Origin of the sequence: Pseudonocardia xinjiangensis (assembly GCF_050948425.1) — a bacterium.
GTDB lineage: Bacteria > Actinomycetota > Actinomycetes > Mycobacteriales > Pseudonocardiaceae > Pseudonocardia > Pseudonocardia xinjiangensis.
In genome coordinates, this window is the sequence record NZ_CP192009.1 from 6,651,368 (window position 1) to 6,676,157 (window position 24,790).

32 protein-coding genes are annotated in these 24,790 nt (G+C 72.2%); 15 read left to right on the forward strand and 17 right to left on the reverse strand.

The window, feature by feature from the left end; all coding sequences use genetic code 11:
- Positions 1-58 precede the first annotated feature (58 nt).
- Genes ACQPZA_RS31220 through ACQPZA_RS31230 form a run of 3 tightly spaced genes read right to left on the reverse strand, consistent with a single transcriptional unit; the run spans position 59 to position 2,976 of the window.
- Complete coding sequence (locus tag ACQPZA_RS31220) at positions 59-940, reverse strand: bile acid:sodium symporter family protein (RefSeq protein ID WP_433275662.1); 882 nt, start codon at positions 938-940, stop codon at positions 59-61.
- A 40-nt stretch (positions 941-980) separates the two neighbouring features.
- Positions 981-2,330, reverse strand: coding sequence for a Dyp-type peroxidase (locus ACQPZA_RS31225; RefSeq protein WP_433275663.1), 1,350 nt, complete (start codon positions 2,328-2,330; stop codon positions 981-983).
- 58 nt (positions 2,331-2,388) lie between these two features.
- Complete coding sequence (locus ACQPZA_RS31230; RefSeq protein WP_433275664.1) at positions 2,389-2,976, reverse strand: hypothetical protein; 588 nt, start codon at positions 2,974-2,976, stop codon at positions 2,389-2,391.
- Positions 2,977-3,244: 268 nt separating this feature from the next.
- Here ACQPZA_RS31230 and ACQPZA_RS31235 point away from each other — a divergent pair, with 268 nt between their 5' ends.
- On the forward strand, positions 3,245-3,430 hold the full coding sequence (locus ACQPZA_RS31235; RefSeq protein ID WP_433275665.1) for a hypothetical protein: 186 nt from the start codon (positions 3,245-3,247) through the stop codon (positions 3,428-3,430).
- On the opposite strand, the gene ACQPZA_RS31240 is transcribed toward ACQPZA_RS31235, so the two are convergent.
- The gene (locus ACQPZA_RS31240; protein ID WP_211174390.1) at positions 3,363-3,671 is read right to left on the reverse strand and encodes a hypothetical protein; all 309 of its coding nucleotides are present in this window, start codon (positions 3,669-3,671) and stop codon (positions 3,363-3,365) included. The two genes, ACQPZA_RS31235 and ACQPZA_RS31240, sit on opposite strands and share 68 nt — an antisense overlap.
- Positions 3,672-3,904: 233 nt before the next feature.
- Positions 3,905-4,909, reverse strand: a complete 1,005-nt coding sequence (gene trpS / locus ACQPZA_RS31245) for a tryptophan--tRNA ligase (RefSeq protein ID WP_433275666.1) — start codon at positions 4,907-4,909, stop codon at positions 3,905-3,907.
- 288 nt (positions 4,910-5,197) lie between these two features.
- On the opposite strand from trpS, the gene ACQPZA_RS31250 reads away from it, so the two are divergent.
- On the forward strand, positions 5,198-6,667 hold the full coding sequence (locus tag ACQPZA_RS31250; protein WP_433275667.1) for a DUF222 domain-containing protein: 1,470 nt from the start codon (positions 5,198-5,200) through the stop codon (positions 6,665-6,667).
- Between the two features lie 53 nt (positions 6,668-6,720).
- Positions 6,721-7,314, forward strand: coding sequence for an acid phosphatase (locus ACQPZA_RS31255; RefSeq protein ID WP_433275668.1), 594 nt, complete (start codon positions 6,721-6,723; stop codon positions 7,312-7,314).
- Here the strand turns inward: ACQPZA_RS31255 and ACQPZA_RS31260 are convergent.
- Positions 7,292-7,531, reverse strand: a complete 240-nt coding sequence (locus ACQPZA_RS31260; protein ID WP_433275669.1) for a hypothetical protein — start codon at positions 7,529-7,531, stop codon at positions 7,292-7,294. The two genes, ACQPZA_RS31255 and ACQPZA_RS31260, sit on opposite strands and share 23 nt — an antisense overlap.
- 206 nt (positions 7,532-7,737) lie before the next feature.
- On the opposite strand from ACQPZA_RS31260, the gene ACQPZA_RS31265 reads away from it, so the two are divergent.
- Entirely contained in the window at positions 7,738-8,262 is a 525-nt protein-coding gene (locus ACQPZA_RS31265; protein ID WP_433275670.1) for an N-acetyltransferase family protein, read from the forward strand.
- On the opposite strand, the gene ACQPZA_RS31270 is transcribed toward ACQPZA_RS31265, so the two are convergent.
- Positions 8,259-8,684 carry a hypothetical protein gene (locus ACQPZA_RS31270; protein ID WP_433275671.1) on the reverse strand — a complete coding sequence of 142 codons (426 nt, stop codon included), beginning with the start codon at positions 8,682-8,684 and terminating at the stop codon, positions 8,259-8,261. The two genes, ACQPZA_RS31265 and ACQPZA_RS31270, sit on opposite strands and share 4 nt — an antisense overlap.
- 624 nt (positions 8,685-9,308) lie before the next feature.
- On the opposite strand from ACQPZA_RS31270, the gene ACQPZA_RS31275 reads away from it, so the two are divergent.
- Positions 9,309-9,560, forward strand: a complete 252-nt coding sequence (locus ACQPZA_RS31275) for a WhiB family transcriptional regulator (RefSeq protein ID WP_075950692.1) — start codon at positions 9,309-9,311, stop codon at positions 9,558-9,560.
- A gap of 161 nt (positions 9,561-9,721) precedes the next feature.
- On the opposite strand, the gene ACQPZA_RS31280 is transcribed toward ACQPZA_RS31275, so the two are convergent.
- The gene (locus tag ACQPZA_RS31280) at positions 9,722-11,215 is read right to left on the reverse strand and encodes a sensor histidine kinase (protein WP_169399023.1); all 1,494 of its coding nucleotides are present in this window, start codon (positions 11,213-11,215) and stop codon (positions 9,722-9,724) included.
- Positions 11,216-11,341: 126 nt separating this feature from the next.
- Here ACQPZA_RS31280 and ACQPZA_RS31285 point away from each other — a divergent pair, with 126 nt between their 5' ends.
- On the forward strand, positions 11,342-11,416 hold the full coding sequence (locus ACQPZA_RS31285) for a 50S ribosomal protein bL37 (protein ID WP_379659185.1): 75 nt from the start codon (positions 11,342-11,344) through the stop codon (positions 11,414-11,416).
- A 91-nt stretch (positions 11,417-11,507) separates the two neighbouring features.
- Here ACQPZA_RS31285 and rsrA read toward each other — a convergent pair whose 3' ends face one another.
- Both rsrA and ACQPZA_RS31295 read right to left on the reverse strand, forming a co-directional pair.
- On the reverse strand, positions 11,508-11,849 hold the full coding sequence (gene rsrA / locus ACQPZA_RS31290) for a mycothiol system anti-sigma-R factor (RefSeq protein WP_169399024.1): 342 nt from the start codon (positions 11,847-11,849) through the stop codon (positions 11,508-11,510).
- Entirely contained in the window at positions 11,846-12,508 is a 663-nt protein-coding gene (locus tag ACQPZA_RS31295; RefSeq protein ID WP_407692243.1) for a sigma-70 family RNA polymerase sigma factor, read from the reverse strand. The genes rsrA and ACQPZA_RS31295 overlap by 4 nt, the downstream gene beginning before the upstream one ends.
- 214 nt (positions 12,509-12,722) lie before the next feature.
- Between ACQPZA_RS31295 and ybaK the strand changes: the two genes are divergently transcribed.
- A complete protein-coding gene (ybaK, locus tag ACQPZA_RS31300) occupies positions 12,723-13,202 on the forward strand; it encodes a Cys-tRNA(Pro) deacylase (RefSeq protein WP_433275672.1) in 480 nt (159 codons plus the stop codon).
- A gap of 5 nt (positions 13,203-13,207) precedes the next feature.
- On the opposite strand, the gene ACQPZA_RS31305 is transcribed toward ybaK, so the two are convergent.
- The gene (locus ACQPZA_RS31305; RefSeq protein ID WP_433275673.1) at positions 13,208-13,822 is read right to left on the reverse strand and encodes an alpha/beta hydrolase family protein; all 615 of its coding nucleotides are present in this window, start codon (positions 13,820-13,822) and stop codon (positions 13,208-13,210) included.
- Positions 13,819-14,613, reverse strand: a complete 795-nt coding sequence (locus ACQPZA_RS31310) for an SOS response-associated peptidase (RefSeq protein ID WP_433275674.1) — start codon at positions 14,611-14,613, stop codon at positions 13,819-13,821. The genes ACQPZA_RS31305 and ACQPZA_RS31310 overlap by 4 nt, the downstream gene beginning before the upstream one ends.
- Before the next feature lie 113 nt (positions 14,614-14,726).
- On the opposite strand from ACQPZA_RS31310, the gene aroA reads away from it, so the two are divergent.
- The 3 genes from aroA to ACQPZA_RS31325 are packed head-to-tail and all read left to right on the forward strand — an operon-like array spanning position 14,727 to position 17,532.
- Entirely contained in the window at positions 14,727-16,004 is a 1,278-nt protein-coding gene (aroA, locus tag ACQPZA_RS31315; RefSeq protein WP_433275675.1) for a 3-phosphoshikimate 1-carboxyvinyltransferase, read from the forward strand.
- Positions 16,005-16,032: 28 nt separating this feature from the next.
- Positions 16,033-17,031: a ribosome small subunit-dependent GTPase A gene (gene rsgA / locus ACQPZA_RS31320; protein WP_433275676.1), complete on the forward strand. Its 999-nt coding sequence runs from the start codon at positions 16,033-16,035 to the stop codon at positions 17,029-17,031.
- 21 nt (positions 17,032-17,052) lie between these two features.
- Positions 17,053-17,532, forward strand: a complete 480-nt coding sequence (locus ACQPZA_RS31325) for a DUF1707 SHOCT-like domain-containing protein (protein ID WP_433275677.1) — start codon at positions 17,053-17,055, stop codon at positions 17,530-17,532.
- A 4-nt stretch (positions 17,533-17,536) separates the two neighbouring features.
- Here ACQPZA_RS31325 and ACQPZA_RS31330 read toward each other — a convergent pair whose 3' ends face one another.
- Positions 17,537-18,043: a DUF6912 family protein gene (locus ACQPZA_RS31330; protein WP_169399044.1), complete on the reverse strand. Its 507-nt coding sequence runs from the start codon at positions 18,041-18,043 to the stop codon at positions 17,537-17,539.
- Entirely contained in the window at positions 18,043-19,512 is a 1,470-nt protein-coding gene (locus ACQPZA_RS31335; RefSeq protein ID WP_433275678.1) for a WS/DGAT/MGAT family O-acyltransferase, read from the reverse strand. The genes ACQPZA_RS31330 and ACQPZA_RS31335 overlap by 1 nt, the downstream gene beginning before the upstream one ends.
- A gap of 31 nt (positions 19,513-19,543) precedes the next feature.
- Between ACQPZA_RS31335 and ACQPZA_RS31340 the strand changes: the two genes are divergently transcribed.
- From ACQPZA_RS31340 to ACQPZA_RS31355, 4 genes are read left to right on the forward strand one after another with little or no spacing between them, the layout of a single operon-like run.
- The gene (locus ACQPZA_RS31340; RefSeq protein WP_433275679.1) at positions 19,544-20,335 is read left to right on the forward strand and encodes a TrmH family RNA methyltransferase; all 792 of its coding nucleotides are present in this window, start codon (positions 19,544-19,546) and stop codon (positions 20,333-20,335) included.
- A gap of 39 nt (positions 20,336-20,374) precedes the next feature.
- Complete coding sequence (locus ACQPZA_RS31345) at positions 20,375-21,598, forward strand: alpha-hydroxy acid oxidase (RefSeq protein ID WP_433275680.1); 1,224 nt, start codon at positions 20,375-20,377, stop codon at positions 21,596-21,598.
- Between the two features lie 42 nt (positions 21,599-21,640).
- Positions 21,641-21,985, forward strand: coding sequence for an antitoxin (locus ACQPZA_RS31350; protein ID WP_433275681.1), 345 nt, complete (start codon positions 21,641-21,643; stop codon positions 21,983-21,985).
- Positions 21,986-22,036: 51 nt separating this feature from the next.
- Positions 22,037-22,219, forward strand: a complete 183-nt coding sequence (locus tag ACQPZA_RS31355) for a hypothetical protein (protein WP_433275682.1) — start codon at positions 22,037-22,039, stop codon at positions 22,217-22,219.
- 7 nt (positions 22,220-22,226) lie between these two features.
- Here ACQPZA_RS31355 and ACQPZA_RS31360 read toward each other — a convergent pair whose 3' ends face one another.
- The 3 genes from ACQPZA_RS31360 to ACQPZA_RS31370 are packed head-to-tail and all read right to left on the reverse strand — an operon-like array spanning position 22,227 to position 24,167.
- Positions 22,227-22,607: an HAD-IA family hydrolase gene (locus tag ACQPZA_RS31360; RefSeq protein WP_433275683.1), complete on the reverse strand. Its 381-nt coding sequence runs from the start codon at positions 22,605-22,607 to the stop codon at positions 22,227-22,229.
- Positions 22,608-22,637: 30 nt separating this feature from the next.
- A complete protein-coding gene (locus ACQPZA_RS31365) occupies positions 22,638-23,687 on the reverse strand; it encodes an ABC transporter substrate-binding protein (protein WP_433275684.1) in 1,050 nt (349 codons plus the stop codon).
- 15 nt (positions 23,688-23,702) lie between these two features.
- A complete protein-coding gene (locus tag ACQPZA_RS31370) occupies positions 23,703-24,167 on the reverse strand; it encodes a MarR family winged helix-turn-helix transcriptional regulator (protein WP_433275685.1) in 465 nt (154 codons plus the stop codon).
- A gap of 100 nt (positions 24,168-24,267) precedes the next feature.
- Between ACQPZA_RS31370 and ACQPZA_RS31375 the strand changes: the two genes are divergently transcribed.
- Positions 24,268-24,762, forward strand: a complete 495-nt coding sequence (locus ACQPZA_RS31375) for an Rv3235 family protein (RefSeq protein WP_433275686.1) — start codon at positions 24,268-24,270, stop codon at positions 24,760-24,762.
- Positions 24,763-24,790: the final 28 nt, after the last annotated feature.

Consider the following 24,790-nt stretch of genomic DNA (forward strand, 5'->3'; position numbering starts at 1 on the left):
GGACGCCGTGGTGTCGACCTGGCGGTGCGGGACGGCTGTTCGGAGCCTCATCGGGCGGTCACGCCTGCCCGGAAGCCGCGGGCTGATCCGTCCCCGGGATGACCTTGGCGCGTTTGCCGAACTCTCCTGCCGTCGGGAACAGGACGACCATTCCCACGAGTCCCGCTGCGGCCACGTAGACCAGTACGTTCGGCTGGCCGGCGAAGTTGCTCGTCGCGATGATGAAGGCGGCCGACAGGTTCCGCTGGCCCGTACCCAGTGCCAGTACCTGCTTCGTGCTCGTGCGCGGACCACCGAGTACGTACCCCGCCAGCACCGCGATCACGATGAACAGCAGCGTGGCGATGATGGCTCCGGTGCCGAACAGGGCGATCACATTCCTGAAGTTCAGCGCCAGCATCAGCACCAGAAGCAGCGCCAGGCTGATCGTCGAGATCTGCGCCATTGCCGGCTGCATAGCCTTGGCAATGCTTTCATATCGAGCCTTGATGAGCAGCCCGACGACCAACGGCACGAGCATCGTCACAATCAGGGACAACGCGATTTCCAGGGCGCTGACCTCGATTCCCGGCAGCAGCAGCGGCAGCACGAGCGGCAGGTAGACGATCGTCACCAGCATCAGAATCGTCATCAGCCCGACGGCGAACGCGATGTCCGCCTTCGCGATCTGGGCGAGTTTCGGCAGAAATGGTGCGCCGGCTGCGGTGCCGATCAGCAACAACCCGATCTGCACGTCCTGGTCGAGCGGGATGGCTCTGGAGAGGCCGAACGCGACGGCGGGGACGACGACGAAGTTCACGGCGAGGGACAGGCCCACCAGCCGCGCATTCCGAAGCGGCGCAACGATCTGGGAGACGGTGAGACTCAGGCCCATGCCCAGCATGCTCGTCACCACGAAGGCGAGGGTGAACAGGCTCTGCAGTGTCTGCAACACGCTCACGGCGATCTCCCATCACGGTGCCACCGGCCGGCCATGGCCGTCAGGTGTCCAGCTCGGAGAGCCAGCGCAGCGCACGCAGACCCGGCAGGAAGCAGTACTCGCCACCCCGCGTCACCACGAAGCTCGGCATGTCCTGCAGGCGCCGCCGGATCGGCCGCTGCGGGATGGTGACGCTGCCCGTCCCGTCGTGGTGCCCGGCCACCGGGTCCTTCTCGCCCGAGTACCCGATGAAGTTCCCGTCGTTGACCCACTCCGACTTGATGAACTCGAACTGCCGGTCCAGGTGGGCGCCGATGAAGACTCCGATGAGGCCCCGATCGGCGCCGTCGTCCTCGAGCACGCCCTCCGGCAACGGCGGGCCGTAGGTGGTGCCGCGACGGATGATGCGGTGCAGCCGCGCCGCCCCGATGATGTCGGCATCACGCGGGTTGACCCGTCGGATGTGCGCCCCGGCGGGACATCGGAAACCGCGATCGTCGTTCTCCCGGTAGAGGAAGTCGTTGTTGCGGCGCGGATCGTTGCCCAGTTCCGCATCGTCGTGGTCGGGGGAGAGGGTCAATGGTGCCCCGCTCGGCCAGCGCCCGATCATCTTCGCCGCCAGCAGCGCCTCCTCCTCCGGGCTCGACGTGTTCTTGGTCAGGTACTGACGCCAGGCCGCCACCTTCGTGTGGATCTTGCGGACGGCCAGGAACGTGCCGTTGCGTCCCAGCACGTCGGGCTGCGGCATGGGCGGCAGGTTTCCGGTCTCATCGGGATAGCCGAGGATGAACTCGCCTGCCTTGAGCGGGGCCTCCTGTGGATTGGTGCCGAGTACCCCACTGCCCTCGATGCCCGGATGGCTGATCCCGTCGCGGAAGCCGAGCGTGGTGCGCCCGGTGGGGAGTTGGCGGATGTCCTGCTGCCAGATCACCTCGACACCGGACGTCTCCTGGTAGGCGGTCCGGACGCGCTCCAGCGCCTTCTCCAGACGGGCCGCATCGGGCGAGAGCGCACTCACCACGATGTGGACATCGGACGTACCGAAGGGTGGCTCCCACCCGGCGGGATCGCTCTCGCCGACGTCACCGATCAGTTCGGCTCGGGCCGCCATCCCCTGCCGGAACGGAAGCGGGAAGCTGTCGAGCGAGTCCTGGGGCACCCCGAGGGCGCGTAGACCGTGGTGGGTGACGGCCACGGAGGCCCAGGCATCGTGATCGGGATCGGCGCCGGTGAGGCCACCGTCGACCGCGGGAAGCAGCCGCCGCAGCATGGCACGGCCGTCCCGCCGGTCGTCGACGCGGAGGACGAAGAACTTCCCCACGTACGGCGACGGCCGGGGGCGCAGCGCTCCGCTCTGGATGTCGTCGATCTCCAGGCTCACGCTCGGTACGTCGGTTGTCTCCGCGCTCATGGCTGTCGTGTCTCCCCAGGTACGTCACATCGATCCGCTCGGGGTGGGTTCGGAGAGGTCAGCCCGCGGCTTGGTCGAGCAGTTTCTGGAAGGCCGGCGAGGCCAGCAATTCCTTGTTGGCCGGATTTTCGAGCGCCGCCTGGAACTCCGAGCTGTCGAGCACCGCCTGGAACGCTTCATTCACTCTCTGGTCTTTCCAGATCTGCTTGACGGTGAGGTCGGGATAGGAGCTGACGAAGACGAGCGCAGGCTCCTGCTGGGAGACGAACCACTCCTTCGCGTTCGGATCCTTGACGCCGGGGAACCCTTCCATGTGAGAGAAGACCCGGTCGAACCTCTCCCCCACCACCGTCGTCGCGAAGTCGTCGATGTAGGTGTCCCAGGACCCGTCGAAGACACTGGCGAACATGAACTGCGTGTCGTTGTCGAAGATCACGTGCCGCGCGTCGTGCAACGTGCCGATCTGTTGCAACGCGGCCCGGTCGCCCGTCCCCAGTGCGTCCATGAGTTCGTCGAGCACCTCACGCAGTTCATCCGCGTGGCCCGGCTTGATCCTGCAGAAGACGGTGAACTCGCCCGCCACCCCATCCGTCCGGCCCGGTCGCTCCGGCTGAGCAGACTGGGTCGCTCCTCCCATGGCCGCCATGAAATCCCTCCGCAACATCTCGTGACCTCTGCCGAAGTCACGATGTTGCCCGTGCCGACCGACCCACCCCCCACCTGATAGAGGTGATTCCCGGAGTGAGCGCCGGTAAGTCGCGGGGCCCGGCTTGCGCCGGTGCTCGCCTACGCGTGCGCGACCGCTCCCGTGAGCGCGCCCGGGTGCTGAGCGCAGGGAGGACTCATGCGGCTGCTGTCACGGATTTCTCCGCCCGCGGCTGGAGGCCACCGCGCACTGCGACCTCCCCTGCGGCGTGTATGACCCGGCTCAGGCCCGCATCGAGGCCGAGTCGGTCAAGGCCGTCCAGGAGAAGGGGGGTTCGTGCGGCATCTCATCGATCTGGCAACGCCCGACTGCGGTGGGGCGGGGGATCATCGCCGAAAGGCGGACGGGTTGGCGAGGTACCGGTCGAGGTCCGGATCCTCGTGCTCTTCTCTGAACTGGTCCTCGATCGCCCATTGGTCACCGAGTTCGGCGCGCAGTTGGTCGAGTGCGCGCCGCACGGCGGCATTGAAGGCCTGGCACTCCGGCTCGCGCCAAGGCCCCGGGTCAGGCGGGTAGTCCCAGTTCAATGATCTGTCGTACCACTCGATCAACCGGGTCAGCTCATCCCGAAGGGCCGCGCTGATCGGTAGCACCTCCAGGCAGGCCGGATGCCCCCAGTACTCCTGGTCCTGCACCTCTGTCGGCCACAAGACAGCCCCGGACCCCGGGTCGAAGAAGAATCGAGCATGCGGCACGGCAGGAAGCCTGGCACAGGGTGAACGCGAAGCGTCCCGAGCCCTGGGACGGATGCGAGTCGCTCGACTGCCGAGCCCGCGAGGTTCCGGCAGAACGCCGTGCTTGCCAGGCGGTCAGTCGCTCACGGGCTGCTCGGTGGCCACCCGGGAAGTCTTCTGAGATCGACGTGCTTCTACGCGTGCATGATTGCGCTCGTGAGCGCGCCCGGGTGCTGGGCGCCCGCGCCGATCAACCGCATCGCCGAGCTCAGGCGGTGCTCCCCCCGTTCCACAGCGCGGGCGGCGCCCTCCGCGCGCACCCGGGCCAGCTCACGCGGGTCGGCGAGCAGTTCGACCGTCCGCTCTCGGATCGGGCGGAGCGTCTCGATCACCGCGTCGGCCACGGCCTCCTTCAGCGCGCCGTAGGACGTGAACTCGCCGGCCAGATCCGCCGGCCGGCCACCGCGGCAGCCGGCCAGGATCTCCAGCAGGTTGGCCACCCCGGGGCGCTCCTCCGGCGCGTACGCGACGTCGGTCGACCCGTCCGTCACCGCCCGCCGCACCTTGCGCCGGATCAGGTCGGGCTCGTCCAGCACGAACACCACCCCGGCCGCGTCCCGCGCCGACTTCGACATCTTGCGCTCCGGGTCGGCCAGGTCGCGCACCCGCGCCCCGGTCGGTGGCAGCACCGCCCGTGGCACGGTGAACACCTCGCCGTAGGTGCTGTTGAACCGCCGGGCCAGCACCCGCGCCAGCTCGACGTGCTGGTTCTGGTCCTCGCCCACCGGAACCTCATCCGCGCCCGGCAGCAGGATGTCCGCGGCCATCAGCACCGGATACGTCAGCAGGCTCAGCCGCACGCCGGGCTGTCCGCTGCCCTTCTCCTTGAACTGGATCATCCGCGCTGCCTCGCCGTAGCTGCAGGTGCACTCCAGGATCCAGGTCAGCGCACCCAGCTCACGCGCCAGATCCGACTGCACGAACACCCGCTCGGCCGGAATCCCGGACGCCACCAGCACGGCCAGCATCTCGCTGGTCCGCGCCCGCAGCCTGCCCGGGTTGTGGGTGGTCGTCATCGCGTGCAGGTCGGACACGAAGTACAGGTCGTCCGGGCCGCCGTCGGACACCCAGCGCTGGATCGCGCCCAGGTGGTTGCCGAGCTGGGCGTGGCCGGACGGGGTGATCCCGGAGAGTCGCATCGTGTGTTTTCCTCGGGTCGGCGGCCACCCCGCGACGGCCCCGGACACGACGAAGGCCGCCTGCGCGGGCGGCCTGGGAGGGTGTGCTGGGTGTCAGCGCACGTCGGAGGAGCCGCCTGCCGGCGGCCACCAGAACTTCACGATCGTGCGCACTCCGTCAGCCTAGCAGCGCCTTCCCACGGGCCGTGATCATTCCGAGAGTCGTGCGTGCGCCCCTGCGCGGGCGATCAGGCGGATCTCGCGGCGCTGTCGTCGATTCTGTCGGGGGTCGCGGATAGAGTCGAACGTATGTTCGAGATCGACACTCACCGGCTGGTGCCGCGGTCCGCACCACTGGCCTGGACCGATGTCGCTCCCGACGGCATGGCGGTGCTGATCCTCGATCAGGCCGGACCACCCGTGGACGGGTTCGAGGCGCTGGAGCGGATCGGGGCCTGGGAGAAGGTCATCGCCTGGGCGCAGGCCCGCCAGTACGCGGAGATCACCCAGTTCGTCGCGGCAGCCGAGACCGGTCCCGCTGCGGGTCTGACTGCGGCGCAGGCGGTGGAGTCCGCGCAGGCCGAGGTCGGGATGATGCTGCGCCTCTCCCCCGGCGGTACCGCGTGGCGGGTCGGGGAGGCCCGGCAGTTGGTGGAGGAGTTCCCGGGCGTCTTCGCTGCCCTGGAAACCGGGGCGATCACCCTGCCCAAGGCCAGGATCATCGCCGACGGCTGCGCTGATCTGGACCCGGAGGCCTCGGCCGCGGTGGAGCGGAAGGTCTTGCCGCGGGCACCGGAGCAGACCACCGGCCAACTCCGCGCCGCTGTCCGTCGCGCCGTGCTACGCGCCGACAGTGAAGCCGCGGCCCGGCGCCACGAGCGCAAGCGCCGGGAACGTGCCGTGGTGCTCTACCCCGAGCGCGACGGCATGGCCACCCTGTCGGCCACCTTGCCGGCCGCCGAGGCGGTCGGGGCGTTCGCGGTGCTCGATCAGCACGCCCGCGGCTGCGGCAGCGCCGATGAACGCCCGATGGCGGCCCGGCGGGCCGATGCGCTGGTGGATCTGGTGCTACGGGAGACCGGGTTCTGCAGCACCGCGGGACAACAGGCCGCCGCTGCGGAGGTGGCAACCACGTGCTCGACCGACAGCCCCACCAGGTCCGACAGCCCGGCGCCACCCCTATCTGGGTCCGAGCGGCTGCCTGGGCTGGCGCCCGAGGGTGGGGTCCCCACCGTCACCAACAAGGTCTCGATACAGATCCGGGTCACCGTCCCCCTCGACACCCTCCGCGGCACCTCCGACGAACCCGGCGAGCTCGCCGGATACGGCCCCATCCCCGCCGAGCACGCCCGCGAACTCGCCGCCGACCCGAACAGTGTCTGGAGGCGGCTGGTCACCGACCCCCTCAGCGGCGCGTTATTGGATTACGGCACCACCCGCTACCGCCCACCCCCGCACCTGACCGAACACCTCATCGCGCGCCATCGGTACTGCCAAGGCCCCGGCTGCCGCGTACCCGCCGACCGCTGCGACCTCGACCACAACATCCCCTTCGACCCCGTCGCCGGGGAAGGTCCGACATCGGCGGCGAACCTCGGCCCGAAATGCCGACCGCATCACCGGTTGAAGGGCATGCCGGGCTGGAGCGTGAGCCAGTACCCCGACGGCACGATCATCTGGACCACACCCAGCGGCCACACCTACCGGGTCGACCCACCCCCACTCACCGAACCCCGCACCCCGACCCCGGTGACCGCCGACGAACCCCCACCCTTCTAGCGCCGGGCCCGTAGACCCCGCGCCACGACCGATCGCGCACTACTGTCGCTGCGGTGACCTCCAGCCGGGTGTACCTGCTGCGCCATGGCGAGACGGAGTGGTCGCTGTCGGGGAAGCACACCGGCCGGACCGACGTCCCGCTCACCGAACGCGGGCGCAGCCTCGCCAAGGCCGCAGGCGATCTGCTGCTGCGGCTACGCGGGGCCGAGCCGCCCGCCCTCGTACTCACCAGCCCCCGCAGTCGCGCCCGCGACACCGCCGAGCTCGCCGGGCTGCGCGCCGACGGCGTCGACGAGCGGCTGTCCGAGTGGAACTACGGCGACTACGAGGGCCTGACGACGGAGGAGATCCGGGAGACCGACCCCGGCTGGACGGTCTGGACCCACCCCTGCCCCGGCGGCGAGACGGCCGACGAGGTCGCGAAGCGGGCCGACGCCGTGCTCACCGACGCCCGGGCCGCGCTGGACCGCGGGGACGTGGTGCTCGTCGGGCACGGGCACTTCAGCCGGGTGCTCGTCAGCCGCTGGATCGGGCTCCCCGCCACCGAGGGCGTCCGGTTCGCGATGTCGGCGCCGTCCTTCGCCGTGCTGGGCGACGAGCGGGGCGTCCCGCAGTTGGAGCACGTCAACCTCCGGGCCTTGGGCTGAGCCCACCGGCCCGGTGGGGCAACCACGCCGACACGCGCCACCCCTGGTCGAGGGCACGGTGCTCCAGCCGCCCGCCCGCGAGCGCGACCCGCTCCGTCAGGCCGGCCAGCCCCAGACCCGCGGTCAGCCCGGGCACCGGCGGCAGACCGGAGGCGGTGTTGTGCACCTCGACGGTGAGCGTCGGCTGGGGGAGCTCACCGACCGGTGTCCGGAGCACGCCGACCACCTCGCGCAGGTCCTGCAGCGCCGGTGTGCGCTCTCCCGGATGATCTCGGCAGCCCGTGCGATGTCACCTGGTGGAGCGTCGGGCCGGTAGCTCAGCGCGCCGGCCCTCGGTGTCTGGGCGGCCCGGCGCAGCAGTACCTGCCGTTCGTCGACGGCGCACCCGTGCGGCACGGCCGTGGTCGATTAGGGTCTTCCCGTGTGCTGACCGATCGCATCCGTGGCGTGCGCCCGGAGGATGTCCCCGCCGTCGTCGCGCTGGTGCACGAGCTCGCCGAGTACGAACGCGAACCGCAGTCCTGCACCCTGACCGAGCCGCAGCTGGCCATCGCGCTGTTCGGGCCGGCACCCGCGCTGTTCGGGCACGTCGCCGAGGTGGCCGCGCCTGATGGCACCGCCGAGGTCGTCGGGGTCGCCCTCTGGTTCCTCAACTTCTCCACGTGGCGCGGCGTGCACGGTGTCTACCTCGAGGACCTCTACGTGCGCCCCACCCATCGCGGCCACGGGCTCGGCCGCGCGCTGCTGGCGACCCTGGCCGGCGTCTGTGCCGAGCGGGGCTACGCCAGGCTGGAGTGGTCGGTGCTGGACTGGAACGAGCCGTCGATCGCCTTCTACCGCGGGATCGGGGCCGTGCCGATGGACGAGTGGACCACGTTCCGTCTCGACGGCGACGCCCTCCACACCCTGGCCGGGGACAGCAGGCGCAGCGCCCTGAGCGGCTCCTAGCTCCTGACGTCCGGGGCGTCGGGGGTGTCCATGCCCATCGACCACTCCCGCGACCGCTCGCTGATGAGCAGCATGAACGTGGAGCCGACGTAGACGAGCGCCACCAGCCCGAGCACGAGCTGGCGCGACGGCCCGATCAGCGAGTACACCGCCGGGAGCAGGAGCAGCTGCGTGACGATCGCGGGCGTACGCGCCCACCGGCGCCCGGTGAAGAGCCCGAAGCCCACGGCGAGCAGCGCGGCGCCGATCACGACGAAGTAGCCCGCCTCGCCGAGCACGCTGCCGACGGCGACGCCGGGGGCGAAGGACCGCACGCCCAGCGCCACCGCGAAGCCGATGGCCAGCAGCCCCTGCAGACCGACCAGCACCCCGGCCAGCCGGACCTGCCTCGGCGGTCCGTCCGCCGGTCGCTGCGCCCTCACAGCGCCGAGAATAGGCCAGCGGGCGAGCGTGCAGCGCTCCCGTCCTGGGCACCGGCGGGAATGCCCGAGGTCAGGGGCGCGTTGAACAGCGCTGGTTGGAAGGAACGCCAGGCTGCGCTGGGCCGTTCGGATCATCCCCCGAAGTTCCAAAGGGTGATTTCGTACCGTGTTCGCGGCGCTACGGGTCATCGTGTGAGACGCGCAGCTCGTCGCAGCTGGGCGGGTCCTTTCACTCACGAGGGTGAGGCTTCGCGTCCACTCACCGATGTTTGTGGACCGTCGAGCCGATAAGGGCTCGCACCAGGGCAAACGTTGCCCCAAGGTGGGTCTCGGACAAGCGAGTGATCGCGAGGATCCTCTCGCATGGTCCTTCGGAGACGGGGTAACCCGACTCCGGTGGGCGGGACGAGGTCGATCGCTCATGGTGACGAGTCACGAACGCGGTACGCAGTTGGTAACCGATCGTGGCGGACGTCGTTGCTATGAGTGGGTGAGAGTGCTCACCTGGGTGGACCTCGGACCTTGAACACCGAGCGCGCTCGTGAAACGATTCACAAGCGCGGAAACACCGTGACAGACGATCGGCGCGACCCCGATCGCGCTAGTACAAGGAGCCGAGAGACCATGGATTGGCGTCACCGCGCTATCTGCCGCGACGAGGACCCCGAGCTGTTCTTCCCCGTGGGGACGAGCGGTCCTGCGTTGCTGCAGATCGCCGAGGCCAAGACCGTCTGCCGGCGCTGCCCCGTGGTCACCGAGTGCCTCACCTGGGCACTGGAGAGCGGCCAGGACGCAGGCGTCTGGGGCGGCATGAGCGAAGACGAGCGGCGGGCCCTGAAGCGCCGCAACGCGCGCACGCGCGCACGCACCGCCTGATACACAGCTACATCAACCTCCCCCGCCGCGGGCCCGAGGCCGGACTGCACCCGGCTCCGGGCCCGCGGTCGTTTCACCGGGCGCACGCTCGAGCAGCTCCGGAGGAGATCGACGGACCGGGCTGCGACCGCGCTTCCGGACTCCTCGACCACAGCTGAAGGCTAACGCCCCCGCAACGAGAGCCTGATGACGGCCTCGGTTCCCCCACCAGGACGCGGTCGTACCTGCAGTGCGGAGTCGAGCTCGGAGTCGAGCAACGTCCGCACGATCTGCAGGCCCAGCCCCTTCGACGACTCCGGGTCGAACTCAGGAGGGATGCCCCGCCCGTCGTCCGCGACCACAACGTCGAGCGCGCCGGCCGACCGTTGGGCGGACACCACCACCTCCCCGGCGTGGCCGGGCTCGAAGGCGTGCGCCAGCGCGTTGTGGACGAGCTCGGTGAGCACGAGCACGAGCGGTGTGGCCAGGGCGGCGGGCAGCGTGCCGAAGCTGCCCTCCCGCCGCACCTTGGCGCGGAACTCGGCCGTCGCGCCGTCCCCGATGGCGGGCAGCACCTTGTCGACCAGCTCGTCGAGGTCCACCCGCTCGGCCACGGAGACCGAGAGCGACTCGTGCACCAGCGCGATGGAGTTGACACGCCGAACACTTTCCGCGAGCGCCCGGCGGGCCTCCGGGATCGCCGTGCGGCGGGCCTGCAGACGCAGCAGCGCCGCCACGGTCTGGAGGTTGTTCTTCACCCGGTGATGGATCTCCCGGATGGTCGCGTCCTTGCTGAGCAGCGCCATGTCGCGGCGCCGCAGGTCGGTGACGTCGCGGACCAGCACCAGTGCACCCGCCGCGTCACCGCGCGGACGCAGCGGCAGGGCGCGCACGAGCATGACCGCGCCGCGGGCGCGCACCTCCATCCGCAGTGAGTGCCGCCCGTCGAGCGCCGCCCCGATCCGCGCCGCCACCTCGGCGGCGTCGAACGGGTCGTGCACGAGCTCCCGGGTGGCCTGGGTGAGCGAGAAGCCGACCAGATCGCTGGCGTGGCCCATGCGGTGGTAGGCCGAGAGCGCGTTGGGGCTGGCGTAGGCGACCAGGCCGTGGGCGTCGAGCCGGATCAGCCCGTCGCCTGCGCGGGGGCTGGTGTCGGCGCCCGCCATGGCGGCACGCGGGGGGAACGTCCCGTCGGCCACCATCTGGCACAGGTCGGAGGCGCTGCCCAGGTAGGCGATCTCCAGCGGGCTCGGCACCCGGGGCATCGCGAGGTTCGTGTCGCGGGACAGCACCGCGACCACCGACCGGCCGTGGCGGACCGGGATCGTCTCGCGGCGCACCGGCACCTCCAGGTGCCAGCGCGGGTTCTCCTCCCGGCAGATGCGGCCCTCGACGACCGCCCGGCGCAGCTGCGGGTTGTCCACGGAGCGGACCCGCGCCGCGACCACGTCCTCGGGGTGCGCGGTCGGCGCCGTGGTGGGACGGGCCTGGGCCACGCAGAGGAACTCCTGCGGGCCGGTCCGCTCGTCGTCAGCCGTGAGCGGGACCCACAACAGGAAGTCGGCGAACGACATGTCGGCGAGCAGCTGCCACTCGGCCACGACCCGCTGCAGGTGGTCGACGGCATCGCCGGCCAGCAAGGTGTGTTCGGCGAGCAGCTCGCTGAGCGTCGACACTCGACCACCCCTCTCGGCCGGGGCGCCTCGCCCCACACCCTCGGCCCCAGTCAAGCACGTGGGAGAATCGGGGCACCGACGGGACGACGACCGATCGCGGAGAACCCAGCAGCAGGGGAGGGAACCATGTCCAAGCGTGCACGCAAGCGCCGCGACCGCAAGAAGAGCGCGGCCAGCCACGGCAAGCGGCCCAACACCTGATTCTGCAGCATCTGATCCTGCTGTACGGGAGCGCCGGGGCCGATGGCCCCGGCGCTCCGTCGTTCGACCGTCGGTTGTACGGCGCGCGTGCTCAGCCGCGCTGCTCGATACGGGTGCTCCGCACCTCGACCGTGGTGGTGGTGCCGTCGGGACCCGACTCCACGGTGACGTCGGCCTGCTCGAGGACCGCCACCCGGATCTGCCGGCGCAGCCGGTTCTTCAGCTCGTCGGGTGCGTGCTCACCGCCGCACTTGGTAGCCAGCAGCTTCTTCAGCTTGTCGTCGATGCCGTACTCGGCGAGGCACGGGCCGCACTCGTCCAGGTGCTGGGCCAGCAGGGCCCGGCGCGCCTGGTCGCACTCGTGGTCGAGGAACAGCCACACCTCGGCGAGTACTTCGGAGCAGTCGGTGTCGTGGTGGTTCCCGCAGCTCATGAGGAGACCTCCTCCTGCTCTCCACGCAGGAACCCGCGGTCGCGGGCGGTGTCGGTGAGCATGTCACGGAGCTGACGCCGACCCCGGTGCAGCCTCGACATCACGGTGCCGATCGGGGTGCCCATGATCTCCGCGATCTCCTTGTAGGCGAAGCCCTCGACGTCAGCGAGGTACACCGCCATCCGGAAGTCGTCGGGAAGCTGCTGGAGAGCGACCTTCACGTCGGTGTCGGGAAGCCGGTCCAGCGCTTCCATCTCGGCCGACGGCAGGCCCTGGGAGGTGTGCTCACCGGCCTGTGCGATCTGCCAGTCGCTGATCTCATCGGTGGCCGACTGCAGCGGCTGGCGCTGCCGCTTGCGGTAGCCGTTGATGTAGGTGTTGGTGAGGATCCGGTAGAGCCAGGCCTTGAGGTTGGTGCCCGCGCGGAACGTCCGGAACGCGGAGTAGGCCTTGAGATACGTCTCCTGGACGAGGTCCTCGGCGTCGGCCGGGTTACGCGTCATCCGTAGGGCAGCGCCGTAGAGCTGGTCGATCAGGGGCATGGCGTCGCGCTCGAAGCGGGCAGCCCGCTCCTCCGCCGACTCCTCCAGCTCCTGCTCGACCTCGACCTCGTGGTCTGCGGTGATCGCCGCTTCAGCCGCCTGTTCGGTGCCGGGCACCCTGCTCCTCTCCCGTCGGGTCGCACGAGCTGCGACCTCTGGGCCGGCCATCGTCGGCCCGGCCTGTTGACGGGACGAGCTTACGCCGCTGCGCGTCGCCTCGTAGGCCGGACGCAGCCGAACCGCCGGGCGTGGCGCATCCATCACTGCCTGTTTCACCCTCTTGACAACGTCCGTCTCCGGCGCGTGATTCCCCGCTGGATATCGTGCCGGAGTGGCCGGGAAGGGAACGCAGGCGACCGCGCTGCTCGCCAAGCAGCGGGTGGAGCACCGGCTGCACAGCTACACCCACGGGAGCGGGCAGGCCTACGGCCCGGAGGCCGCCGAGCTGCTGGGGCTGGACCCGGCGAGGGTGTTCAAGACGCTGGTCGCCGACGTGGACGGGGCCCTGACCGTCGGCATCGTCCCGGTGCTGGCGATGCTCGACCTCAAAGCGCTGGCCGCCGCCGTCGGGGGCAAGCGGGCGAAGATGGCCGACGTCGCACTCGCCGAGCGGGCCACGGGTTACGTGGCGGGGGGCATCTCCCCGCTGGGCCAGCGCAAGCGCCTGCCCGCCGTGCTGGACGCCTCCGCCGAGCAGCTGGACACGATGTTCTGCAGCGCCGGTCGCCGCGGGCTCGAGGTGGAGCTCGCGCCCGCCGACCTCGTGCGGCTCACCGGAGCCCGGTTCGCCCCGATCGCCGCCATCCCCTGAGACGGTTACCGGGCCGGGGTGAGGGCACCGAAGTGGCTGGTCAGCCAGTCCGCCACCGCAGCGCGCAGACCCGGCGTGTCGCTCTTGAGGCTGTGGTCGCCGCGCAGCAGCACCACCTCCCGTCCGGGAGCGGGTTCGGGACGGCCGAACGGGTCGGTCCGGCCCTGCACCACGAGCACCGGGACGGTCGGGGCGGCCAGCTCGGGCAGCCGGTCCTTCTCGGGCCTGCCCGGAGGGTGCACGGGGAACGCCAGGCACAGGACGCCGACGGCCCCGCCTTCCGTGGCGGTCCGGCACGCCACCCGGGCTCCGGAGCTGCGGCCTCCGAACAGCAGCGGCAACGTCAGCTCGGCGCGGACGTGCTCCACCACCGCGAGCCAGGCCGCGTCGAGCTGGGCCGCGGGAGCGGGTGCCCGGCGCCCGGCCACCCGGTAGGGCTGTTCCACCAGCACGACGTGCAGCCCGGCCGCGACGGCGGTGCCGGCCGTGGCGAGCAGGTCCGGCGCACCCACCCCGCCGCCTGCGCCGTGCCCGAGCAGCAGCACGGCCCGCGCCTCGCCGTCGGCGTCGTGGCGGGTGATCCGGGCCGGACCGTGGGGCGTGGCGACCTCGGCGATCACTTCGGGTTCGGACCGGCCAGCAGGTCCAGCTGCAGCGGCTCGCGGACGTCCTCGGCGCGGAGCGGTTCGAGCAGCTCGGGTCCGTTGTTGCGCACGCTGTTGACCCGCGGCGACACCGGTCGCAGCTCCAGCTCCGCCACCAGGTCGGGCGACGGCGGGGCGAGCAGGGCCGCCACCGAGTCCGCGTCGGCGCCGGCGTCCGGGTCGAGCCAGGCGTCCCACGCCGACCGCGGGAGCACCAACGGCATCCGGTCGTGCACCTGCGCCAGCGGCCCGACGGCCTCGGTGGTCAGCACGGCTGCCGTGACCAGCCCGTGCGGGTACTCGTTGTCCGGGTCGTCCTTCGGCTTCCAGTACTCCCAGAGCCCGGCCATCGCGAGCGAGCTGCCGTCGGCGTAGTGGGTGTAGTACGGCTGCTTGTGCTCCGGGCCCCGCTGCCATTCGAACCAGCCGTCGGCCGGGATGAGGCAGCGCCGCGCGTTGACGGCCCGGCGGAACGCCGGTTTCGTGGCCACCGACTCCGACCGGGCGTTGATCATGCGGGCACCGGCCTTCGGGTCCTTGGCCCAGGACGGCACGAGCCCCCAGCGCACCATCCGGAGCGTGCGCTCCGTGCTGTCCGGGTCGGGCGTGCCGTCCTCGTCACGGGGGTGGCGCTCCACCACCGTGATGATCTGTTTGGTGGGCGCCACGTTGTAGTCCGGCGTCGCCGCGCCGTCGGTGGCGTCGACCGCGCGGAACTCGTCGGCGAGGTCGGCGGGAGCCTTGATGGAGGCGTATCGGCCGCACATGGCCCCATCGTCCCACCGATCAGCGCGCGGGGTTCGGGCGCGGGCGGCGTCCACACCTGCTTCCGGCAGCCTCCTGACCGGCACACGGGCGCGCATGGGGAATCATTGCGGGTGTGACCACCCCATGGCCCGCCCCGCTCGCACCCGGCCCCGTCCGCGGCCGGGTGTCCGTGCCGGGGTCCAAGTCCGTCACCAACCGCGCCCTGCTGCTGGCCGCTCTCTCCGGGGGTGCGGCGTCCGTGACCGGAGCGCCTGCCACCCGCGACACGGCGCTGATGGTCGACGCCATGCGCGCGCTCGGCGTCCCGGTGGAGGTGGACGGCGAACGGGTCACGTTCGCCCCGCACGACGGCCTGCGCGGCGGCGGGGCGGTCGACTGCGGGCTGGCCGGCACCGTCATGCGCTTCGTGCCGCCCGCGGCGGCGCTGGCCGACGGCCCGGTCCGGTTCGACGGCGACCCGCGAGCCCGGGAGCGCCCCATGGCCACGGTGCTCGACGCGCTGCGCGCACTGGGGGCGCGGGTGGACGGGGACCGGATGCCGTTCACCCTGCACGGCACCGGCGCGGTTCCCGGTGGCGACGTGGTGATCGACGCGTCGGCGTCGTCCCAGTTCGTGTCGGGGCTGCTGCTGTCGGGCGCCCACTACGACAAGGGCGTCACCGTGCACCACGACGGCAAGCCGGTGCCGTCGCTGCCGCACATCGAGATGACCGTCGACATGCTGCGCACCGCAGGCGTGGACGTCGACGACGCGGAGCCCAACACCTGGCGCGTCTCCCCCGGCCGGATCGCCCCCCGGGAATGGGCGGCCGAGCCGGACCTGTCCAACGCCGCGGTGTTCCTCGCCGCCGCCGCGGTCACCGGCGGCGAGGTGACCGTCCTGGGCTGGCCGTCCGACTCCACGCAGCCGGGTGTGGAGATCCTCTCCGTGCTCGCGCAGGCGGGCTGCACCGTCGAGGCGGGGCCGGACGGGATGACCGTGCGCGGTCCGGACGCCCTCGGCGGCGTCGACGTGGACCTGCACGACGCCAGCGAGCTGACGCCGACCGTCGCGGCCGTCGCGGCGCTGGCCACCGGGCCGTCCCGGATCCGTGGCGTCGCCCACATCCGGGGGCACGAGACCGACCGGCTGGCGGCGCTCGCCGCCGAGATCGGCGCGCTCGGCGGCGACATCACCGAGACCCCGGACGGGCTCGAGATCCGGCCCACCCCGCTCACCGCCCCCGCCGACCGGCTCTGGGGCGCCTACGCCGACCACCGGATGGCCACCGCCGGCGCGCTGATCGGGCTGGTCGTGCCGTCGGTCTCGGTGGACGACGTCGGCTGCACCGACAAGACCATCCCCGACTTCCCGGCACGCTGGGCAGCGCTCCTCGAGACGGCCCGGTGACGCCGGATGAGGCGGGTGTGACGCCGGAGTGAGCCGCCGCGAGTACGACGAGTCCGACGTCCGCGTGCGCCCCGGGCGGCGCGGCTCCCGGCCACGCACCAAGACCCGCCCCGAGCACGCCGACGCCGCCGAGGCGATGGTCACCACCGTCGACCGCGGGCGCTGGACCTGCGCCCCCGGGGCCGACAGCAGCCGCCCGGCCGTCACCGCGATGCGGGCCCGCGAGCTCGGCCGCACCCCGATCGTCGTGGGCGACCGGGTGGGGCTCGTCGGCGACCTGTCGGGCGCCACGGACACGATCGCCCGCATCGTGCGGGTCGAGGAACGCCGCACGCTGCTGCGCCGCACCGCCGACGACGACGACCCGTTCGAACGGGTGATCGTCGCCAACGCGGAACAGCTCGTCATCGTCACCGCGGTGGCGGACCCGGAGCCGCGCACCGGGTTCGTGGACCGCTGCCTGGTGGCCGCCTACGCGGGCGGGCTCACTCCGGTCCTCTGCCTGACCAAGGCCGACCTCGGCGACCCCGAGGTCTTCGCCGCGCAGTACCGCGAGCTGGACCTGACCGTGCTCGTGACGCGCCGCGACGAGGAACCGACCGAGCTCGCCGGCGTGCTCGCCGGCACGGTGTCCGCGCTGGTCGGGCACTCGGGCGTGGGCAAGTCGACGCTGGTCAACGCCCTCGTCCCGGACGCCGCGCGGGCCGTCGGGATCGTGTCGGCGGTGGGCAAGGGGCGCCACACCACCGTGGCAGCGCTCGCCCTCCCGCTGCCCGAGGAGCGCGGCGGCGGCTGGGTCGTCGACACGCCCGGCGTCCGGTCCTTCGGCCTCGCGCACGTCACCCCCGACGACGTGCTGGCCGCGTTCGACGATCTCGCGGCAGCGATCGAGGACTGCCCGCGCGGCTGCGGGCACTTCGGGCCACCCGCCGATCCGGAGTGCGCGCTGGACGCCCTCGTGGAGAAGGGACTGCTACCGCCCGGACGGCTCGACGCACTGCGCCGGGTCCTTGTCGCCCTACGTTGACGTGTTTGGCACTCTCTGCGTATGACGTCCGGGGAAGAGTCCTCGCCCCTGCGGATCGGCACTGCTGAACGCACCGCGGCAATGAAGGCACTCGACGAGCACCTGTCGGAAGGCAGGCTCGGGGTGGAGGAGTACGCCGACCGCACCGCGCGGGCGTCGGCGGCCGTCGTCGCCTCCGAGATCGCGGAGCTGTTCACCGACCTGCCGCAGCCGCACCCGCAGCTGCCGGGCACGGCCGCCCAGCCCCCGTTGACCGCGCCCCTCCCCGTCGCCCCGGCCGCGGGCGAGGTGGCGCCGGTGAAGGGTGGTTTCCTCGACGGCTGGGGGCCCCGGCTCGTCATGATCACCCCGGTCGTGGCGGTGGCGCTGTTCCTCATCACCAGGCAGTGGTACTTCTTCCTGCTCATTCCGGTGATGGGTGCGCTGGTCTACCGCGGCGGCCTCGGGGGCTCCGACGAGGGGCGCGACCAGCGCCGCCGCGACCGCCGCGACCGGCGCTGACCCGTCAGCCCAGCTCCACCAGGAACGCCACCTCGGACGGGTCGTACCAGGCCAGCTCGTGGTCCTCCGCCTCGCCGACGAGGAACTCCGCGTCGAGGTCGCCCATGTCGGCCGAGTCGACCGCCCCGGCGCCCTGACGCACGGCGTACTCGGCCTCGTCGGTGTCGACGTGGACCGCGGCGATGGACTCGAACGGCACCCCACCGGCGATCCGGACGGCTCCGTCGTCGAGGTCGGGCCGCAGCGTGACGTTCTCGAGGTCGGCGGCGATGACCACCCGCCGAGCGGGGGTGGAGTCCTCACCCAGCCCGAACTCCACCGAGAGGAGCCGCAGCGACGCCCTGGCGGCCTCGGTGAGCGCGGCGTACTCGAGCTCCTCCTCCTCGCCGGAGGTGTAGGACTCGCGCAGCTTGGGGGTGAGCGCGAACGCCGTGCCGCCGATCGGGTCGACGCTGCCGTTCTTCACCAGCGTGCGCAGCATCGGCCAGGTGGCGGGCACGTAGACGCGCATCACGAACCCACCGTCGAGAGCAGCTCGTCGAGCGACTCGTCGACCATTCCGGCGAGCACGTCGAGATCGGACATCGCGTCGCGGTCGCCGTTGAAGCCGTAGTAGACGCCGCCGTCGTAGGAGGTGAGCCCGATCGCGAGCGCCTGACCCTTGGCCAGCGGCACCACCGGGAACATCTCGAGCATGCGGGCACCTGCGGCGTACAGCGGGAACTGTGGTCCCGGCACGTTCGTCACCACCAAGTTGAAGATCCGCTTCGAGAACCCGCTCGCGGCGCGCGCTCCCAGGGCGTGCAGCGTAGGCGGAGCGAACCCGCCGATTCGGACCAGGGTGTCCGCACCCACCGACTGGCCCGTCGAGGTGTGCTCGCGCATCGCGTGGGTGACGTGGTGCAGCCGCACCACCGGGCTCGGCTCACCGACCGGCAGGTCCACGATGAACGACGAGACCCGGTTGCCGAGCGAGCCGGCCGTGGCGGAGCTGGGGACGTCCGCCTCGCCGCGCACGGACAGCGGCACCATCGCCCGCAGCGAGGACGACGACGTGACCGGTTCGCCGCGGGAGAGCAGCCAGTTGCGCAGGGCACCCGAGACGACGGTGAGCACCACGTCGTTGACCGTGCACCCGTGGGCGGCCCGCACCGTGCGGTAGGCCTCCAGCCGGGTGCGCGCCACCGCGAACCGCCGCTGGGTGGAGATGTCGACGTTGAGCGGCGTGCCCGGGGCGCGCCGGCTCGCGACCCGCGCCATCGAGAACAGGTTGCCCGCCGTCCCGGCGATCTTGCCGACGGTGGCCAGCGCGTCGCCCGCCGCCGCCCGCACGTTGTCGGCGATCTCGCCGGGCCGGGCCACCGCCTCGGCCACGGCTCCGAGGATGAGCTGGGTGTCGGTCGGCTCCGGCCGCGGCATCCACAGCTCCTCCAGCACCGCACGCGGCGCGGGTTCGCCGTTGCGTGGACGCTGGGACGCCGGGGTGCCGGGAGGCGCGACGTCGAGGATCACCTGGCCGATGTCGAACGCGCTGACCCCGTCGACCATGGCCTGGTGGGTCTTGGTGAGGACGGCGGTGCGTCCCCGCGCCAGCCCCTCCACCAGGTACATCTCCCACAGCGGGCGCGTGTGGTCGAGCGGGCGGGACATCAGCCGGGCGACGAGCTCGGTGAGCTGCTCGTCGGAGCCCGGTTTGGGCAGCGCGGAACGCCGCACGTGGTAGGCGATGTCGAAGTCCGGGTCGTCCACCCACACCGGCCGGGCGAGGTTGCCGGGGACGTAGCGCACCTTCTGCCGGTAGCGCGGCACCAGCGCGATCCGCTGCTCGATCAGCTGGACGAGCCGGTCGTAGTCGAACCCGCCGGACGGGCCGGGCGGGCGCGGCCTCCGGAAGATCGACACTCCGCCCACGTGCATGGGGGTGGTCGGCTGCTCCAGGTACAGGAACGAGGCGTCGAGCGCGGAGAGCCGGGGCGGCATGCCCGAGATACTAAGTGGCACCCTGTCACCCGTGCGGAGCGCGAGTGGGGAGCGCGGTGGCCCGGAGCCGGGAACCCGTTCGCCCAAGGACACCTTCATCACCGTCTACGGGCGCAAGCCGGTGCTGGAGGCGCTGCACGACGCGCAGCTGAGGGTGGACAAGGTCATCCTGGCCGACGGGTTGCGGGGCGAGCCGGTGCGCGCGATCACCGCGGCCGCCCGCGACCGTGACGTTCCGGTGCAGTGGGCGTCGGCGCACCGGGTGAAGGTCCTCGCCGGCAACGGGCGGCACGACCAGGGGGTGCTGGCCGACGTCGTCGCGCCCCGGATGGCGCCGGTCGGCGAGTTCGTGGCGGCGCTCGCCCCCGGCGCCCCCGCGTCGGTGCTCGTGCTCGACCGGCTGACCAACCCGGCCAACGTCGGGATGATCCTGCGCAGCTCCACCGCGGCAGGCCTCGACGGGGTCCTGCTCCCCCGCCGCGGGGTGCCGGCGATCGACCCGCTCGTCGTGAAGGCATCGGCCGGCGTCGCGTTCCGGGCTCCCGTGCTGCGGGCGGGCACGGTGGAGGAGGGCTGCGCCGAGCTGGCCGCTGCCGGCTTCACCCTCTACGGCCTCGACGCGGGCGGCGAGTCGCTGCTCGACGCCGAGCTGCCGGCCCGCGTGGCACTCGTGCTGGGCAACGAGACCGACGGGCTGTCGGAGTCGGTGCGCTCGCTCGTCGACGGCCTGCTGGCGATCCCCATGCACGGTGGCATCGAGTCGCTCGGGGTGGCCAGCGCAGGCGCCGTCGCGGCGTTCGAGCTCGCCCGCCGGGCTCGCTGAGACAGCGCACCGTCGCCGCCGGGGATCTACGCTCCCCTGATGGTGCAGCGCAGGGTTCCCCGCCCCTCCGAGCTCCGCCCGCTGCTGCGGCCGGCTCCGTTCGTTCGTGGCGCCGCGGAACGCAGGCTGCTGCGGGCCGCGAGCATCGAGGATCTGCGGCTGATCGCCCGCCGCCGCACCCCGAGAGCCGTGTTCGACTACACCGACGGCGCCGCCGACGGCGAGCTGTCGCTGCACCGGGCCCGCCAGGCGTTCGCCCGCGTCGAGTTCTCGCCCACGGTGCTGCGCGACGTCTCCACCGTCGACACCGGCCGCGACATCCTGGGGAAGCGCTCGAACCTGCCGTTCGCCTTCGCGCCCACCGGCTTCACGCGGATGATGCACCACGAGGGCGAGAACGCCGTGGTGGCGGTGGCCCAGAAGGTGGGCATCCCCTACGCGCTGTCGACGATGGGCACCACCACCATCGAGGAGATGGCGGCCGCCGCACCGGACGCCCGCAAATGGTTCCAGCTCTACCTGTGGCGCGACCGCGCACCGGCGAAGGACCTCGTGCAGCGCGCTGCCGAGGCCGGCTACGACACGCTGATCCTCACCGTCGACACCCCGGTGGGCGGGGCCAGGCTCCGCGACGTGCGCAACGGCCTCACCGTGCCGCCCGCCCTGTCGCTGAGGACGTTCGTGGACGGCGCGCGCCACCCGCACTGGTGGTTCAACCTGCTCACCACCGAGCCGCTGGAGTTCGCCAACCTGTCCTCCTCCGAGGGCAGCAACGTCGCCGACTTCATCGGCCGCATCTTCGACCCCGCCCTGACCATGGACGACGTCGACTGGCTGCGCAGCACCTGGCAGGGGAAGCTCGTGGTCAAGGGGATCCAGAGCGTCGAGGACGCCCGCCGCGTGGTCGACGCGGGGGTCGACGGGGTGCTCCTGTCCAACCACGGTGGCCGCCAGCTCGACCGGGCACCGGTGCCGCTGGAGCTCGTCGAGCCCACCGTCCAGGCCGTCGGCGACCGCGCGGAGGTGCTCGTCGACACCGGCATCACCCACGGAGCCGACGTGCTGGCGGCGATCGCGCTGGGGGCGCGGGCCGCGCTCGTCGGGCGCGCCTATCTCTACGGGCTGATGGCGGGCGGGCGCCTCGGGGTGGAGAAGGCCGTGGCGATCCTGGCCGGTGAGGTCGTCCGCACGCTGCAGCTCATCGGCGTGAACAGCGTCGACGACCTGCGGCGCGAACACGTCCGCCTTCGCCCGAATGCATGAGTCCGAGCTGCGGAAACGGCGTCATGAGGCCATCGTGCAGCAATGGGACTGATGGACAAACTTCGCAACCTGCTGCAGCAGCATCCGGACAAGGTCGACGAGGGACTCGAGAAGGCCGGCGACATGGCCAACAGCCGGTTCCCCGGCCATGACGAGCAGATCAAGACGGGGGTCAGCGAGGTGGAGCGCATGGTGGCAGCCGAGGACGCGACGCCGCAGCATGCACCGGGCGAGCCACCCCCGGGCACACCGCCACAGGGGCCGGCTCCGGACGACGCGGTGCCCGCCGACCCGGCCGGTGGCTACGAGCGGGCACAGGAGGTGCCTGGCGGTCCGCAGCCGGATGTGCCCGCAGGCCCCGGCCACGAGCCGCCGCCGCAGCGGTAGCTCCCGCCCCGTTCCTGTTTGGTCCGGGCCGGATCGGAGTACTCCCTCGGCATGCCAGACGACGAGAGCGACGACCGGCCCGGCCCGGGGGGCGAGGGGTTCGTCGCGGACCTGCTGCGCCAGTCGACCATCACCGGGACCGGCGACGACGACCCGTCCCCGCCGCCGGAAGAGCCGCCGGACGCCAACCGCGGCACGGACGAGGACGACGACAGCGACGACGACCGCTCCTGACCACCCGTCAGACGGGAGGCAGATCGAGCAGGATCTCGATCTCGGCGGCCGTGGTGGCGGCGTCGCGGTGGTGCACCACCACCGCGCCCGCTGCCCGCGCGCCCCGGATGTTGCCGATCTGGTCGTCCACCACCACGCACCGCCCGACCGGTAGCCCGAGCAGCTCCGCCGCCCGGCGGAAGACCTCGGGGTCGGGCTTGCGCACGCCGAGCGCCGGGCCGAGCACCATCGCGTCGAAGAGCGCGGCGCACTCAGCGGGCACCTGGTGGGCGTCGGACACCAGTGCGGTGGCCACGCCCGCCGCCCGGGCGCGCTCCACCAGCACGAGCAGCTCCGGCCCGTCGGTGAGCACTCCGGCGTAGTCCATCAGCAGCCCGCGCAGCGCCACCGCCGGGACGCTACCGGCCCAGCGGCGCGGTCACGGAGTGGCGAGGATCTTCTGGAGATCGTCGAGAACGATCATCGCTCCGATCGGCCCGAGGCCCAGGAACCAGACCTCGTCGTCGACGGGGCGCACGTGGCCGGCCTGCACCGCGCCGAGGCGGCTCCAGAGCCCCCCGTTGACCACGGCGTTCTGGTCGGTGCTCTCCGGCGCCCCGTAGCTCGAGTAGAAGATCCAGTCGCCGTCGGCGCGGTTGATGGTCTCCGTGGACACCTCCTGGGCCAGCTCGTCGAAGTCCTGGCCCGGTGCGCGGGGCAGCCCCACGTCCTTGAGGATCACGCCGATGAACGACAGGTTCCCGTAGAGCCGGATCCGGCCGGGCATGAAGCGCACCAGCGAGATCGTGGGCGCGCCGCCCGACAGCGACGCCTTCACCGCGTCGGCCCGCTTCTGGTAGTCGTTGAGGACCTGGGTGGCCTTGGTCTCCTCGCCCAGCGAGGCCGCGACCAGCAGGAAGTCCTCCTTCCACGGGAATCCGGGCCGGATGCTGAGCACGGTGGGCGCGATGGCGCTCAACGGGTCGTAGAGCTGGTCGACGCGCAGCTTGCTGCCGAGGATCAGGTCCGGGTGCAGCGCCGCGACGGCCTCGAGGTCGAGGTTGTTGGTGTCCCCGACCTTGGTCACGCCCGCGATCTTGTCCGCGAGGTAGGACGGCGGCTGCCCGTTGGGGTTCGCCATCCCCACCGGCGTGATGCCGAGCGACAGGACGGCGTCCAGCTCACCGCTGTCGAGCACGACCACGCGCGTGGGCTTCGCCTCCAGCCGGGTGGTGCCGCGGGCGTGGGTGATCGTGCGGGGGAAGACGCCCGGGCCGACGTCGGCACCCAGCTTCGCGGTCTCCGCGTCGGCCGTGGAGAAGAGCCTGCCGCCGGTGGCCACCTCCTTGTCGCCGGTGCCGCTCCCCGTGTCCGGCTGCTGCGCGGCGCAGCCCGTGGCCAGCACCGCCGCCAGCGCGACCGCGAGGCCCCAGCACGTCCACCTGCCCGACGGCCGGCGCGACGGCCGGCCCACCCACCCAGAACTCATGAGGTAACCCTAACCTCACAAGATCTCGGACTCGGCATCGGCGGTCGCCGCGAGCACCGCCAGCAGGTACCGGCGGACGATCTCGGCGTCCTGCGGCGCCGGGTCCGGCAACACGGTCCGCACTCTCCGCGTCACGTCGTCGTGGGCGGCAGCCAGGCGGTCGCGGCCGCGCGGGGTGATCCGCAGCCGCACCACCCGTCGATCGTCCCGGTCGCGCTCGCGGAGCAGCTCACCCGCAGCCTCCAGGGCGTCCACCACCGGGGTCAGCGTGGCCGGAGCGATACAGAGGCGTCCGGAGAGCTCCCGGTGGGAGACGGCCTCGGTGTCCGCGAGCACTCCGAGCACGCCCAGCGCGGTCACGGTCAGCCCGTGCGCGCCGATCGTGCGGCGGGAGTAGCGCCCCACCGCCTGACCCGCCCTCGCCAGCAGCCGGTGCAGCGGCATCAGCTGCGGGTCGGGCTCGAAGAGGCTGCCGGGCACCGGCACACCGTACGGATCACGACCATCAGGGTCCGTACTGTTCGCCGCCTGATCACTCCATCGGACCTCGCCGGGCCGCCGGAGCCCGCACTCTCGACGCGTGACCACCACGCTGGCCGCGACACCGCCACCGCCCGGGCCCGCGACGGGCACCGCCACCCGGCCCCGGCTGCGGCGGATGACCTACGAACCCGGCCCCGGAGCGACCGGCGCCGTCGCCACCCTGCCGTTGCCCCGGCCGCCGGCCCCCGTCGTCACCACCGCCACGCCGGCCGAGACCGCCCACGCACACCGCAGCACCGGGCGGATCCTGCGGCTCGCGCTGGAGGTGCTCGACGGCCGCCGACCGCCGGCACAGCTGACGGGCCACATGACGGCACCCGTGCTGCGCTACTGGCGGGCCGCCACCCAGCAGCGCACCGTGCGGTCGCCGGCCCGCTTCACCCGGATGCGGCTGTGTCTGCCGCAGCCCGGGGTCGCGGAGGTGGCGGTGGCGTGCGCCATGGACGGCCGCGTGCGCGCGCTCGCGGCGCGGTTCGAACGCACCGACGACCCCGGCAGCGGCTGGCGGTGCACCGCGCTACGGCTGGGCTAGTGCCGTCAGGGGCGGGCCGCCGTGGGCG